Below are 14,235 nucleotides of genomic sequence, written 5' to 3' on the forward strand. Positions count from 1 at the left end.
GGGGGACGGATTCAATATAGCCCCGCCACGCGATTTGTCCATGTGGGAAACCACAGATAACAAATCTTTACGCCGCCCCGGCGCAAGCTCAGCCGGCCGGGCTGCCGCTGCCACTACCCGCGGCCGGCGGGCGGGCCATCCACGCAATCAGTGACGAGCGCATGGCTTCTTCCACCGACATGTCGATAGGCTGCACCCACTCCGTCGGCACAAACACCGTGTAGCCACCGATCATGTAGCCCATGGGTAAATAAACCGCGACACGCTCACCCGGAAGGAATCCGGAGGGCAGGTCGGCAAAGCTGCGGCGGGTGATCAGGCCCACGATTTCCATCGCGTGCCCAGGCATGCGCAGTATCACCACGCTTTGCTCGCCCTGCTTGCCCGAAGGTGAAAAGTAGTCGGCAAAACTCTTGAGCGACGAGTAGATGCTTTTGACCACCGGCAAATTGGTAAACGGCAATTCCGCAAAAGACAGCACTTTGCGCACACTTTGCTGGGATACCAGGAAGCCAATCGCCAGGATGGTCAGGATGCCGAACGCCAAGCCCATGCCGGGCAGGTAAAAACTGCCGATAAGAGGGCGCAGGATCCACAGGGCGGCAGTTTCCATCCATGCCAGGAAGATATAGAGGAGGTATACCGTCAGTGCCACCGGCAGGATGGTGATGAGGCCACGAAAGAAATATTTATAGAGGCTTTTCATGGGCTTTTCGTTGGCTTTTCGTTAAGGCGCGCTGCGCATGGTGCATTTTTCTGGCTAGCCTGCAATATAACCATTTCGCATGACACACCTCGCCAGGGAGGGTGTCGGCTTTCTCCTACATTTTCACGGTACTAATCACTGCCGGGTGTCACAGTCTCTTGCTTAAACTGTCGCAGTGCAGCCAATGCCCAACATTCGCCAAATTACCCGCAGCTGCTTTGACGCGATAACAAAATCAATCAACCCACGGCCCCAAGCCCAGCGCTGACATGAACCCGGACCCAGGTCTTCTTCCCGCTCACATCGTGCTTGCACCTGAGCAAGCGCCGATGCTGAAAGTTACCTTTCATTCCCTTGATATTTTTCGGCTGCGCTATCAACTGCGCAACAACGTCATGCCCGGCCATCACGGCCTTTTTCTAGGATATTTATGAGCCAATCCACGCTGGTCAATGCGCAACTCAATGTCCCCTTGCGTTCCCTTGCCCTGACAGTCGAAGAACCCGCGCCAGGCGAATTTTGCTGGCGCATCCTGGAGAGCCACGCGGATCCTCGGGTGTTTGAATCGGTGTCCTGCTCCGATATCAGTTTTGCCGCATATGACACTGCATTGGCCACCGGTTACGGCGAGTTGCAGCGCCTGATCGGTCCCGACCTGCAATACGGCCCGCGCAGCGATGAGCCTCAGCAGGTCGATCTTTTCGGTGCTGCCAGTTCTGCGAAGAAAAATACGGCGGCGGGCAGCCCGGAAATCCGTGCGGCGAGAGACACCGGCATCAAACCGGGTGCGGTACCTGCGTGAAACCCGATCTGCAAGCGGAGTACGTGCGGCTCCGCGCACAGCTTGAGGCCCTGGAGGCGGCGCCGGTAAAAGATTTTCCACGCATGGATCAGCTCATCGATGAGCTTGAGAAAATTCAGCTGGCCATCAAGGCCGAACACGGCCTCAAGGGCAACAATCCCAACGAATAGTCCGCCGGATAGATATGCAGGAACGGCAGCACCGCAGCATGGCAAGTGCGGCCCCACTCAGCGCAGAACGCGCAGGGAGCATGGGCGATTCTGAATCAGGCCCAGGTGTTTATATTGGTTCGGTGCGTAGCATTTTGTGACCTCGCTTGTCCTACACGACAGGCCGTACCGGACCGACGCCGTGTCCCAGTCTCCCCTCGTAAATTGGAATTAGCTGGCAATACGGCCAGCCATTTACCAACCCTGATTGCCTGTGATGGGCATGACTTAAGGAGCAAGACATGAAGTTTTCCAAATCCCTGGCCTCTGCCGTAGCCGCCGCCGCTGTTGTGAGCACCATTGGCCTGGCATACGCCCAGACCGAAACCCCAACGGCACCAGCTGCGCCTGCAGAGTCGTCCGGCCAGACCATGCAAAACCAGGACACCACCACCCCTAGCAGTGCGGCACCTGCCACCACGACTGAAAGCAACACGGCTGGCTTCCAGACCGAGCGCCCAGCACAAGCTGACCGCAACTAAACCCAGACCGTCATGCACCTTGGTGTGACACCGCTCCGGTTTGCCATGTCTTTTAAGGCGCGGCTTCCGGAGCGTTTTCACATGGCTGCCGGATCGTCATTGTTTTAGCGCAGGCCATGCGTCGTATTTTCATGAACATGTTTGCGTCGCCCACGCCCTCGGCCGGCGATGGGCCCGGCACCAGCCGCGCAGACGTTCTTGACGGCATCAAGCAAGGCATCTTGCTGGGCTCGGCACTGCTTGTCCTGACATTGCCGCTTTTTCATGCCCGTCCGGTTTCTTCTCCGGCCCTGAACCCCATCCCTTCCAGCGCCTTGCAGCTGGCGCCGTCTTTGCGCTTTGCCGATTTTGGTGAAGAGCCTGCGTCGGATGAGGCGCGGCAGGTTGCCAATTGGGTGGTTGCCTCGGGGGACAACCGCAGGCTTTTCTTTGTCATCCTCGACAAGATAAATACCAAGGTTTTTGTTTTCGAACCCTCCGGCAAGTTGCGCAGCGCCACGCCCGTGCTGATCGGTGCGGCGGTCGGCGATGATTCCGTGACCGGTATCGGCGGGCGGCCCATTGCGCAGGTGCAGCCCCACGAACGCACCACACCGGCGGGCCGGTTTATGGGGGAGCCTGGCCGCAACACCTTGGGCGAAGATGTTGTCTGGGTGGATTACGAAGCAGCTGTTTCCATGCACCGCGTGCGAACACTGGAGCCCAAAGAGCGCCGGCTGGAAAGGCTTGCGTCTCCCGGTACCGAGGACAACCGTATTTCCTACGGGTGCATCAACATGCCGGTGGCATTTTTCGAAGATGTACTCAAGCCCGCGTTCAATGCGAGCTATGGCGTGATTTACGTTTTGCCGGAAATCAAACCACTGGCTGAGGTTTTTCCTGCCGCCCATGCGCTTGCCGCAAAACAGGGGCTTCGCCCCGCCGCCTGACACCCGCCTGTTCGCTCCTTCGATCACCTCTCGCGAAGAGTGAGTTGTAACAACCCCCTGCGTACTGTTGCGCGCTCGCATCTTCAATGCGAAAAATGCCCGCATGTGGCCGCTGTTACCAAATTCCTGAGTAGCTAAATCTGGATGCAAAAAAAGCATGAATGACAATACGGCAAACGATTTATTGCTATTAAAAGCATAGCAAAAATCCAGAGGATTTCAGGGTTTTTCCGTTGTGAACATTTGCTTGCATCGCTAACATGGTGCAACCACAGCCGGGCTCCTACCCCAAAGGTTCGAGGCCGGCTTTTTCATGTGCTCCGCACATGGCAATGAATTCAACCCAGGATCAGGATGTTGTTCAAAGGAAAGGCACTGCGCGCAAAAACCGTCTGCACGGCGGCCCTTGCCTTTCTCGCTGCGATCCCTCTGTGGGCATCTGCCATTCCCGTAGATCCGCCCTTGGTACGCGGCCCGGAACCCGTGATGGCGGTGCCGGGCGCCGGCAGTTCCGCCGACATGACACTGGTCGCGGCATCGGCCGATGCACGCTACGCCCTGCGCTGGATCATGAACGCGCGCGATAACCAGGGCCTGCCATTTGTGGTGGTCGATAAAAAGGGTGGGCGCATTTTTGTGTTTGACGCCACGGGGCAATTGCGCGGTGCATCGCCGGCATTGACCGGCCTGACAGCCGGCGACCACACGGTGCCGGGCATGGAGCAGCGCAACGTTGCCAGCCTGCGCGCAGACGAACGCACCACGCCGGCAGGCCGGTTTGTTTCCGAACCCGGCCACAACCTTCACGGCGAGGCTATTGTGTGGATCGACTACACGGCCAAGCTGGCAATCCACCGTCTTCGCCCTGCGGCTCCGGCAGAACGCCGCGCCGAGCGGCTGGCTTCTGAAACACCTGACGACAACCGCATTTCGCTGGGATGTGTCGTAGTGCCCGTCAATTTCTACGAAACCGTCGTGAATCCCGTGCTGGGAAAAAGCCATGGCGTGGTGTATGTCCTGCCTGAAACCCAGCCCGTGCAGCGCATGCTGGGCGCGCTGCAATTCAGCCAGCGCTAAATCCTTATAAACAGCTTCGCTGACGCCTCTGCGCGCGTGGATGCTGCTGGCACCTGGCCTGTGAGTTGTGGCAACCGCCAAAATGGCGGACCGTATTCCTTGCTGATTGAGGTGGTAGGGTTGCTATCATTTTCGGAGCTTCTTGCGCCCGTCCCGATTGACCTGCAGGCCGATTTTCCTTGAGTTCCGGGTGTTTCCCTGCTGGACTTCAGGCGGCCGAGCCGCACAACTACACGCGCGTCAGCGATTCCTTACTTGCAGCAAGCCTTCAGGCTGGCATGGCCGCCCCCGGACGCAATCTACATTGAAGTTGTCTTCAATTTGACAACTTTCAGGAGAATCAAATGCCTCTCATTGCCTGGTTACTGGGTGTCCCCCTTAGTGTGGTTCTTATCCTCATGCTGCTGGGCGTGTTTTAGGCCCCGCATGGTGAGCGGCCTTCATGGCCGTGCAGGCAAAAGCCCGCGGACGCGGGCTTTTGCTTTAGTGATTCAGTGGGTGGGGCTCCGACAACGCCGCGGCCGGTTCCCGCCGCCTGGCGCGTAGCCGCGCCACCTTCCACCAGCCCGGCAGCAGGCTTTGTACTTCGGGCCGGGTGAAGCGGTCGTCCATGAGATAGACCACGCCGCGGTCCGAGGTGGTGCGTATGACCCGTCCGGCCGCCTGCACGACTTTCTGCAGGCCGGGATAGAGATAGGTGTAGTCGTAGCTCTGGGCCGCGCCGAAGTTGATGCCCATGCGTTCGCGGATCTGCTCGTTCACTGCATTGACCTGCGGCAAACCCAGTGTGGCGATGAACGCGCCTATCAGCCGGTCGCCCGGCAGGTCTATGCCTTCGGCGAACGAGCCGCCCAGCACCGCAAAGCCGATGCCTTGCGAGGCTGGCGTGAAGCGTGCCAAAAAGGCGTCGCGCGCGGCTTCTTCCATGCCGCGCGTCTGTTCCCACACGGGAATATGCGGGTAGCGCCGCCGGAACAGCGTGACCAGCTTTTGCAGGTAGTCATAGCTGCTAAGGAACGTCAGGTAATTGCCGGGCCGGCCCTCATACTGCCGAGCCATCAGGTCGACGATGGGCGAAAGCGAATCGTCACGGTGTTGAAAGCGTGTGGAGACGTCGCTTACCACCGAGACCTGCAATTGCTCGGCCAGGAAGGGCGACTCCACCTCTGTCCAGACCGTGCCGGCCGGCAGGCCCAGCGTGTCGGCGTAGTAGTTTTGCGGGCTCAGCGTGGCGGAGAAGAGTGCCGTCGACTGCGCGGCGGCAAAACGCGGCGCCAGGAAGGGCGCAGGCACCACGTTGCGGATGTTGAGCACCGCGAGCTGCTGGCCGAGTACCTGGCCCAGCGCGTCGCGGCCGGCTTCCTGCTGCAGCGTCACGTCAAACAGCGAGTGTTCGCCAAAGTCTTCAGCCATACGCGAAAAGTGCAGTGCCTCGAAATAAAAATCCTGCAGTTCGCCGTCCATGCGGGTCGGGTTGGCCAGCAGGAAGTCGGTGATCTGGGTCAGCGCCTGCGCCAGGGTTTTCAGAAAAGGTACGGGTAGCTCGGGATGGACCTGGTAGGCCTCGCCCCGCGCCTGCTGCGCCTCCTGCAATTCCAGCAGGCTGCGGTTGAGCCGCTCCAGTGCGCCGCGAACGGCGCGGGGCGCGGTAGCGTGCACCTGTTGCAGCTGCGCCTGACTCAGCGTGGCTGAGTACATCTTGCGCGCGCGCTCCACCAGGTTGTGCGCTTCGTCCACCAGCACGCCTACGCGCCACTGGTTGCCCACGGCCTGGCCGTGCAGCAGCGCGCTGGTGTCGAAGTAATAGTTGTAGTCGCCCACCACCACGTCTGCCCAGGTGACCAGTTCCTGGCTCAGGTAGTAAGGGCACACATGATGGGCCAGCGCCAGTTCACGCAGTGCTGCTTTATCGAGCGGGCCTTGTGCGGCGGCATGCTGCACCGCAGCGCTGCGCGCCTGGGGTAGCCGGTCGTAAAAGCCCTTGGCCAGCGGACAGGCGTCGCCGTGGCAGGCCTTGTCCGGGTGTTCACACGCCTTGTCACGCGCCACCAGCTCCAGCACGCGTAGCGGCAGGGCCGCCGTGCTGCCTTTGATGCGGTCCAGCGCATCGAGCGCCAGCCTGCGGCCCGGCGTTTTGGCCGCCAGGAAAAACAGCTTGTCGAGTTGCTTTTTCGGCACAGCCTTGAGCAGCGGAAACACCGTGCCAATGGTTTTGCCGATGCCCGTGGGCGCCTGTGCCATCAGGCAGGTGCCGGCCTGGGCTGTCTTGTAAACCGCTTCGGCCAGTTCACGCTGACCCGGCCTGAATGCAGGGTGCGGAAATGCCAGCGTGGCCAGCGCAGCATCACGCGCCTGGCGGTGTGCCAGTTCCTGGTTGGCCCAGGCCAGAAAGCGCTCGCACTGCGTTTCAAAGTATTCCTTGAGCGACGCGGCGGAAAAATGTTCGGTCAGCGGTGTTTCCTGCGTGCTGGCCACGTCAAGGTACACCAGTGTCAGGTTGACGTCCTGCAGCTTTTTGGCTTCGCAAAGCAGCCAGCCGTAAATCTTCAGCTGTGCCCAGTGCAGGTGCCGGCGGTTGTCGGCCATGGCGTGCAGGTCGCCCCGGAAAGTCTTGACCTCTTCAAGCTGGTTGCGTTCAGGGTCGTAGCCATCGGCACGGCCGCGCACCTTCAGGGTCTTGTACTCGCCCTCCAGGCTGACTTCGGCCTGATAGGACTCTGAAGACTCTGCACGGCGCGACGCCACCATGGCGTGCCCGGCCATGCCTTCCTGTGCGGAAGGTGATGGCGTAAAGCGCAGGTCCAGGTCGCCATGCTTGGCGGTGAACTCGCACAGGGCCCGGACAGCCACAAGGTATTTCAATCGGTAGTCGCTCTCTGAGTCACATGAACAGGGGAAGGGTTCATGGTAGCGCAGGCGCCGGGCGCCGCCTCCCAAAATCAGCCCAAATAACCCGAATTGCCCGAATTGTTCTCCCCATGGAAAAAGAACATTCACCGGGCCACCATTTACTGCTGCGCTGTAGCCGTCTACATTGCATCAATGGGCAACAAAAGCGGAGCTGAACGGCTTTGCAGCCCGCAACGACCCCCGCAGAAAGTAACGCGACTCCATGGAACAGATCATTGTGTGGCTCGAGCACTACGGGCTCGCCGCCGTTTTCCTGAATGTCGGGCTGGAACAGCTCGGCTTGCCGATTCCGGCCTATCCGGTGCTGATCCTCACCGGCGCGTTGAGCTTTAACGGCCAATACTCCGCAGCAGGCCTTATCTTCACCGCCGTGCTGGCTTGCCTGGCCGCGGACAGCGTCTGGTACTGGGCCGGCCACCGCTACGGCAGCCGTGTGCTGAAAACGCTGTGCCGCATTTCGCTGTCGCCCGACTCCTGCGTGCGGCAAACCGAATCCATCTTCACGCGCTGGGGTGTCAAGTCGCTCATCCTGGCAAAGTTCATTCCCGGGTTTGCTTCGCTCGCCACAGCGCTGGCCGGACGCACCGGCATTCCCTTCGGCCGCTTTCTGGTTTTTGATGCGCTGGGCGCAACGCTTTACGCCGGTGCCGGTGTGGGGATCGGCATGATTTTTCATGACGCGGTGGCCGACGTGCTGGCCATTTTCGAGCAGATGGGACGCATCGGGCTGATGGTGCTGCTGGCTGCGTTTGCGCTCTTCCTGGCGCACAAATGGTGGCAGCGGCAGCGCTTTTACCGGCAGCTGCGCATGGCCCGCATTTCACCGCAGGAGCTGCTGCAGCTCACACAGCAGAACAAGCCTGCCGTCATCCTGGACGTGCGCACGGAACTGGCGCGCGCCGGCGGCGGCATCATTCCCGGCGCGCTGGTCTGGTCGGACCTGGACCGAACCCGGGCATCGCTTGACATCCCGCACGATGTCGCCGTGGTCGTTTATTGCGCTTGTCCCAACGATGCTTCTGCAGCCCTGGTGGCCAAGCGCCTGATGGCGGCCGGGTTCAGCAATGTCAGGCCGTTGCACGGCGGGATTGATGCCTGGCAGGCGGCGGGGCTGGCGCTGGAATACCCCCAGACTGCCTGAGTGGAGTGGTGGTAATAATTGCCAAATACCGAACCGGCAATTCATGTAATTCCGAGGACCTATTAACTGCCGTCATAGGAGGTCTTAAGTATGCAAAAACCAGGCCAATCTAATCGAAGGCACGGCCAAAAGAAATCAGGGTGTTGTCCTATAGTGCAATTAAATGCAGCATTACACACTTGCAGGGCGGCAGCTACGGAAAGCGGGTCTTGATGGAGCCGCTCACCTTTGCAAAGAAAGTCACCACCGGCGGATGAACCCCAGTTTGCCAAGCGCATTCACCGCAGTCCACCGTGAGCCTGGCCTGATGGGGGCGCCCGTGCCCCTGCCGCGTCGGCCCGGCACGGTTACAGGTCAGGTGCCGCGATGAAACGCGACGAGACGGCAGAGCAGTCCCAGCAGCGCATACAGGCCGAAGCGCTTGCGCTGGCGGCCGCCAATGATGCGCTGAAGCTTGAAATCGTGGAACAGCAGCGCCTGGTCCAGGCGCTGAAGGACGACATCAGCGGGCTGCGCAGCCTGGCCACCATCTCGGCGGACTGGTACTGGGAGCAGGACGCGGAGTATCGTTTTACCGACTTCACTGCCGAGTACAGCAACAAGTCACAAGATGAGGATCTCGACAGTTCCGTCGGCAAATGCCGCTGGGAACTGCCTGGCGCCCTGCCGGTCACCATGTCATGGGAAGACCACCGCGCCGTGCTGGCTGCACGCAAGCCCTTCCGCGATTTCGAATACATCCGCGTTCTGGACGACGGCGTCGCGCATTATTTTTCCATCAGCGGTGTGCCGGTGTTCAACAAACATCAGGAGTTCGTGGGGTACCGGGGCATCACACGCGATGTCACGGCGAGCAGGCGTGCTGAAGAAAAAGAACGCAAGGTCGCCCGCCTGCTCGATGACATCGTTGAGAACCTCCCGGTCGCTCTTCACCTGAAATCCGCCACGGACCACCGCTTCCTGGCCTGGAACCGGGCCGCAGAAGAGCTGTACGGTGTCACCAGCGCAGAAGCGCTGGGCCGCACGGTTCATGATCTCTGGCCAAAGGCCCATGCTCACAATATGTACGCGGCGGATCTGAGCCTGATTGCTTCAGGCGAGAAGCAGGAGTTCCCTGACCGGCTTACCTACACAAGACACAGGGGCGCTATTCATGTCCACATGCGCAAGGTCCCGCTGAAGGATTCCAGCGGTGCGGTGACGCATGTCCTGGTCATCGCTGAAGACATCACCCAGCAGCTGGCCGACGAAGCGCGCCTGCGCAGCAGCGAGCGCCAATTCCGCAGCCTGACCAGCCTTTCGTCCGACTGGTATTGGGAGACGGATGAAAAATTCCGGTTCACCAAGTTGTCCGGTGGCAACACGGACGAAGCGAAGCGCGCGATCAATGAGCATCTTGGCAAGACACGCTGGGAGATCGACCACAGCCCGGTCAACAAGGAGCTCTGGGCCAACCACCGGGCCCTGCTGGAACGCCACGAAGTCTTCCGCAACTTTGAATACGAACGCGAAGAAAAAGACGGCAGGCGTGTGACCTTGTGTATCAGCGGGGAGCCCATGGTGGATGCCAACGGCCGCTTCACCGGCTATCACGGCGTGGGCACCGACATTACCGCGCGGCTTGAGGCCGAGGCCAAACTGCGTCGCAGCGAAGAGCGCTTTCGCAGCCTCACCGGTCTTTCGTCCGACTGGTACTGGGAACAGGATACAAATTTCCGCAACGTCTTTGTCTCCAATGATCCGCAACGCTTCTCCCTGGGAACCCAGGTCATTGGAGAGGGGCAATGCCGATGGGACCTCCCCAATGCTGCGCCGCTTGTCGGTACATGGGACGAGCACAAGGCGGTGTTACAGGCGCATTTGCCGTTCCGCAATTTTGAATACCGGCTGACCAAGGAAGATGGCAGCGTCGTTTACCGCAGCGTCAGCGGGGAACCGGTGTTTGGCGACGAAGGAACCTTTGCGGGTTATCGGGGTGTGGGCGCCGACATCACGTCGCGCAAGGAAGTGGAGATGGCGCTGCGGGTCGGCGAGGCCCGCTTCCGGGCGGTTGTGGGTGCGCTGGCCGAAGGTGTGATCCTGCGGGACGCCCAAGGGCATATCGTTGATTGCAATGCCAGTGCAGAGCGCATCCTCGGCCTGGCCCTGGCCCAGCTCAAAGGCCAGACTTCGGTCGAGCCGGAATGGCAAAGATTCCGCGAAGACGGCACGCCAATGCCCAGGGAAGAGTGGCCCAGTGTTGTCGCCGTGCGTACCGGCCAGCCACAACTGAACCGTGTGGTGTGCCATCGCAGGCCCGACGGCAGCGAGTTCTGGGCACTGATCAACGTGCAGCCCCTGGTGGACGGGAACGGCGCTCCGTCGGGGTATGTCAGCACCATTACCGACATCAGCAAACGCCGGCAGGCGGAGCAGGAAATCGTCCGGCTCAACGTCAACCTGGAAAAGCGCGTGCTGCGCAGGACCGCCCAGCTGGAAGTCGCCACCCGGGAGATCGAGGCCTTCTCATACTCCGTGGCGCACGACTTGCGGACACCGTTGAGCACCATCGACGGATTTTGTGCGCTGCTTGAAAAAGCGGTTCCACCTGAATCGGGGGAGCGCGCGCATCACTTCATGGGCCGCATACGCAGCAGTGTGCGCCGCATGGGTGAGCTGACCGACGGTTTGCTGTCCCTGGCCCAGTTGTCGCGGACCAGCCTGAACTGGGAGTCTGTCGATATCAGCACCGAGGCGGCCAAGATCATCAAGCAATGGACGGAAAACGATCCAGACCGGCGGGTGCGGATCACCGTCGAGCCCAACCTGTGGGGCCGGGCGGACGTTGCCTTGCTGCGTCAGGTGCTGGAGAACCTGATCGCCAATGCATGGAAGTTCACCTCGAAAAAACCGCACACCGAAATCCTGGTCGGAAAAGAAGCAGGGGCCGAGGACCAGGTGGTCTACTTTGTGCGGGACAACGGTGCCGGCTTCGACATGGCCTATGCCGACAAGCTTTTCGGCACCTTTGAGCGGCTGCATTCACCGGAAGAGTTTGCCGGCAGCGGCATCGGGCTGGCCACGGTCAAACGCATCATTACCCGTCACGGCGGAAAAATCTGGGCCAGGTCGGCGGTGGGTGAGGGCAGTACCTTTTATTTCACGCTCGGAGGCGAGCAGGCCGGGGCCATGCCGGCTGAGGGGGACGTGTTTGACGACTCAGGCGTTGCGCTGACGGACGGCGGCGCCAGTGCGTTCGAGGACGCCGGAGAAGTAAGTCCCAAGGGGGCCGGCCCCATCAGCACGGACAACGATGTCTTCACGGTCAGTGACCAGCAATTCAGCAATGCGTTTGAACATGCGGCCATCGGGATGACGCTGATCGGCATCGACTCGCGCCGGCTGAAGGTCAATACCGCTTTTTGCCAGATGCTGGGGTATTCAGAAGCGGAAATGCTGTCGCGCACCATCCATGACCTGACCCATCCCGACGACATTGCCTGGGACCTGGAGCAGCGCCGCAGGGCATTGGCCGGTGAAATCGAATCGTTCCACGTCGAAAAGCGCTACATCCACAAGTCCGGCCGCACTGTCTGGGGCTACATGAGCTGCTCCCTCGTGCGCGATGCGGACAGAAAGCCGCTTCAATTCATCGCGCAGATCCAGGACATCACCGAGCGCAAGCAGACCGAGCAGGTTCTGCGTGAAAGCGAGGAGCGCTTTCGCGCGCTCACCTCGCTGGCCTCCGACTGGTTCTGGGAGCAGGACGAAAACTTCCGCTTCGTCGAAGTTCCCGGCGAAGCCCCAAGCACCTCGGGCATCCCGAAAGCGGCCCATGGCAAGACTGCCTGGGAGCTCGACTACATCAACATCGAAGCCGGTGCGTTGGCCGAGTACAAGGCCACGATAGCCCGGCACGAGGTTTTCCGCGACCTTGAAAGTACCCGGCGCGACTCCAAGGGTCGGCTGCACTACTTCAGCATCAGCGGCGTGCCCAAATTCGACGCCAACGGAAAATTCACCGGTTACCGCGGCACGGGACGCGAAACCACCGAAATCCGCCGTGTCACCGAGGCCCTGCGCACCAGCGAAGCGCAGCTGCGCGAAATCACCGACACCGTGCCGGCCTGGATCACTTACGCCGACGCCGATCAGCGCTTGCGCTTCCATAACCGGGCCTACGAGGAAGTCTTCGGCATGACGCAAGCGCAGCTCGAAGGCAAGACCATCCGGGACATCGTGGGCGATGAGATGTACGCCCTGATCAAGCCCCGGGTGGAAGAGGTGCTGCAGGGCTACCCGGTGGTCTACGAGCGATCGCAGAAAACCGCCCGCGGCGGCACGCGCGACTACGTGATCAATTATTTCCCGCGCTACGGCGACGGCGACGACGAAGGCAAGGTGATCGGTTTCTACACGCTGGCCAATGACGTCACTGAACTCAAGCGCATTGACCGCATGAAGAGTGAATTTGTCTCGACGGTCAGTCATGAGCTGCGCACGCCGCTTACCTCGATCCGGGGCTCGCTGGGCCTGATCTCCGGTGGTGTTGCCGGCCAGCTGCCCGACGCCGTCAAGACGCTGGTGGGCATCGCGAAGACCAACTGTGAGCGCCTGATCCGGCTGATCAATGACATCCTGGACATCGAGAAGATCGAGTCCGGCAAGATGACCCTGGATTTCCAGGCCATCGAACTCAGGCCTTTGCTGGAGCAGGCGCTGGCCGCCAACGAAGGCTACGGCGCGGCGAAGAATGTGCATCTGCAGCTCGAATTTCCCGATGAAGACCTGCAGGTCAGGGTCGACAGCGACCGGCTGACGCAGGTGGTGACCAACCTGCTGTCCAACGCGATGAAGTTCTCCCCCGAAGGCGGCACGGTGGACATTCACGTGGCACGCAGCGAGACGGGCATACGCGTCGAGGTACGGGATCACGGGCCCGGTATTCCGGAGGAATTCCGCAACCGTATCTTCCAGAAATTCTCCCAGGCCGACTCCTCCGATACACGGCAAAAGGGCGGCACGGGCCTGGGCCTCAATATTTCACGGGCCATCATCGAGCGCCTGGGCGGCAGCATCGGTTTTAATACCGACGCCGGCGTCGGCACCACCTTCTTCTTTGAACTGCCCGAATGGGTGGATTCGCCGGAGCGTACTTCCGGTTTCTCGGCACTGGTCGAACAGCGGCCGCGTGTCCTGATTTGCGAGGACGACCCGGACATCTCCCGCCTGATCAGCATGATGCTCGACAAGGGCGGTTTTGACACCGAAATGGTGTACACAGCCAGGCAGGCCGTCGCGGAGCTGGCAAAAAGGCGGTATGCCGCCGTCACGATAGACCTGAAGCTGCCCGACCAGGACGGCATTGCGCTGATCAGGGCGCTGCGCGCCCAGCTGCATACACGCGACGTGCCGATCGTGGTGGTGTCGGCCTCGGCGGCCGAGGGGCGGATCCAGTTCAACGAGCAGTCCCTGACCGTATCGGACTGGCTGGAAAAACCCATCGACGAGAACATGCTCGTGCTGGGCGTGCGGCGCGCCATTGCCGGTTCGGTCGAAGCCCGCGCCGTCATCCTGCATGTTGAAGACGATCCGGACATCCAGCGCATCGCAGCGACCATTGCCCAGGGGTTTGCGACCTTCGTCTTTGCCGACACGGTGCAGGAAGCACGCGACAGGCTGAAGGAACAGCGCTTCGACCTGATCCTGCTGGACCTCAGCCTGCCGGGCGGCTCCGGCTGGGATTTGCTCAAGGACGTCGAGGCCATGGACGGTCCGCCGCCGGTGGTGATTTTCTCGGCGCTGGAGGTGGACAGGCTTCAGGCCACACGGGCAGCCGCCGTGCTGGTCAAGGCCAAAACCTCCAACACCGAGCTCCTCGAAACCTTGCGGCGCGTGCTCGGGCAAAGCAATTCTGCGGGATCGCCGACGGACGAAGCCTGAACCTGTACCGGGCCCGCGGCAGGCTACGGGGTTCCTGGCGCGCTAGTGAATAAATCC

Annotated in this window: 10 protein-coding genes; 8 read left to right on the top strand and 2 right to left on the bottom strand. The window is 60.9% G+C overall.

Annotated features, from left to right (window positions below; genetic code table 11):
- Positions 1-88: 88 nt before the first annotated feature.
- The gene (locus AC1DU8_RS04185; protein ID WP_457282143.1) at positions 89-706 is read right to left on the bottom strand and encodes a DUF502 domain-containing protein; all 618 of its coding nucleotides are present in this window, start codon (positions 704-706) and stop codon (positions 89-91) included.
- 269 nt (positions 707-975) lie between these two features.
- Here AC1DU8_RS04185 and AC1DU8_RS04190 point away from each other — a divergent pair, with 269 nt between their 5' ends.
- The 6 genes from AC1DU8_RS04190 to AC1DU8_RS04215 all read left to right on the top strand — a co-directional run bounded on the left by AC1DU8_RS04190 (position 976) and on the right by AC1DU8_RS04215 (position 4,205).
- On the top strand, positions 976-1,140 hold the full coding sequence (locus AC1DU8_RS04190; protein WP_457282142.1) for a hypothetical protein: 165 nt from the start codon (positions 976-978) through the stop codon (positions 1,138-1,140).
- On the top strand, positions 1,137-1,508 hold the full coding sequence (locus AC1DU8_RS04195) for a hypothetical protein (protein WP_457282141.1): 372 nt from the start codon (positions 1,137-1,139) through the stop codon (positions 1,506-1,508). The genes AC1DU8_RS04190 and AC1DU8_RS04195 overlap by 4 nt, the downstream gene beginning before the upstream one ends.
- On the top strand, positions 1,505-1,678 hold the full coding sequence (locus tag AC1DU8_RS04200; protein WP_477667666.1) for a hypothetical protein: 174 nt from the start codon (positions 1,505-1,507) through the stop codon (positions 1,676-1,678). Before AC1DU8_RS04195 ends, AC1DU8_RS04200 begins: the two co-directional genes overlap by 4 nt.
- Before the next feature lie 281 nt (positions 1,679-1,959).
- Positions 1,960-2,199, top strand: coding sequence for a hypothetical protein (locus AC1DU8_RS04205; RefSeq protein WP_457282139.1), 240 nt, complete (start codon positions 1,960-1,962; stop codon positions 2,197-2,199).
- Positions 2,200-2,315: 116 nt separating this feature from the next.
- On the top strand, positions 2,316-3,128 hold the full coding sequence (locus tag AC1DU8_RS04210; RefSeq protein WP_457282138.1) for a hypothetical protein: 813 nt from the start codon (positions 2,316-2,318) through the stop codon (positions 3,126-3,128).
- 354 nt (positions 3,129-3,482) lie between these two features.
- Positions 3,483-4,205 carry a hypothetical protein gene (locus tag AC1DU8_RS04215; RefSeq protein ID WP_457282137.1) on the top strand — a complete coding sequence of 241 codons (723 nt, stop codon included), beginning with the start codon at positions 3,483-3,485 and terminating at the stop codon, positions 4,203-4,205.
- 483 nt (positions 4,206-4,688) lie between these two features.
- On the opposite strand, the gene AC1DU8_RS04220 is transcribed toward AC1DU8_RS04215, so the two are convergent.
- Complete coding sequence (locus AC1DU8_RS04220) at positions 4,689-7,067, bottom strand: ATP-dependent DNA helicase (RefSeq protein WP_457282136.1); 2,379 nt, start codon at positions 7,065-7,067, stop codon at positions 4,689-4,691.
- A gap of 250 nt (positions 7,068-7,317) precedes the next feature.
- On the opposite strand from AC1DU8_RS04220, the gene AC1DU8_RS04225 reads away from it, so the two are divergent.
- Together AC1DU8_RS04225 and AC1DU8_RS04230 are read left to right on the top strand one after the other, a co-directional pair.
- A complete protein-coding gene (locus AC1DU8_RS04225; RefSeq protein ID WP_457282135.1) occupies positions 7,318-8,256 on the top strand; it encodes a DedA family protein/thiosulfate sulfurtransferase GlpE in 939 nt (312 codons plus the stop codon).
- 366 nt (positions 8,257-8,622) lie between these two features.
- Entirely contained in the window at positions 8,623-14,178 is a 5,556-nt protein-coding gene (locus AC1DU8_RS04230; RefSeq protein ID WP_477726460.1) for a PAS domain S-box protein, read from the top strand.
- The last annotated feature ends 57 nt before the right edge of the window (positions 14,179-14,235 follow it).

It is taken from the genome of Polaromonas sp. P3_A5 (assembly GCF_056403055.1).

Excerpts from the sequence above, each read along its gene's own strand:
- AC1DU8_RS04185 (WP_457282143.1), bottom strand. The coding sequence starts at position 706 with ATGAAAAGCCTCTATAAATATTTCTTTCGTGGCCTCATCACCATCCTG.
- AC1DU8_RS04190 (WP_457282142.1), top strand. The coding sequence starts at position 976 with ATGAACCCGGACCCAGGTCTTCTTCCCGCTCACATCGTGCTTGCACCT.
- AC1DU8_RS04195 (WP_457282141.1), top strand. The coding sequence starts at position 1,137 with ATGAGCCAATCCACGCTGGTCAATGCGCAACTCAATGTCCCCTTGCGT.
- AC1DU8_RS04205 (WP_457282139.1), top strand. The coding sequence starts at position 1,960 with ATGAAGTTTTCCAAATCCCTGGCCTCTGCCGTAGCCGCCGCCGCTGTT.
- AC1DU8_RS04210 (WP_457282138.1), top strand. The coding sequence starts at position 2,316 with ATGCGTCGTATTTTCATGAACATGTTTGCGTCGCCCACGCCCTCGGCC.
- AC1DU8_RS04215 (WP_457282137.1), top strand. The coding sequence starts at position 3,483 with ATGTTGTTCAAAGGAAAGGCACTGCGCGCAAAAACCGTCTGCACGGCG.
- AC1DU8_RS04225 (WP_457282135.1), top strand. The coding sequence starts at position 7,318 with ATGGAACAGATCATTGTGTGGCTCGAGCACTACGGGCTCGCCGCCGTT.
- AC1DU8_RS04230 (WP_477726460.1), top strand. The coding sequence starts at position 8,623 with ATGAAACGCGACGAGACGGCAGAGCAGTCCCAGCAGCGCATACAGGCC.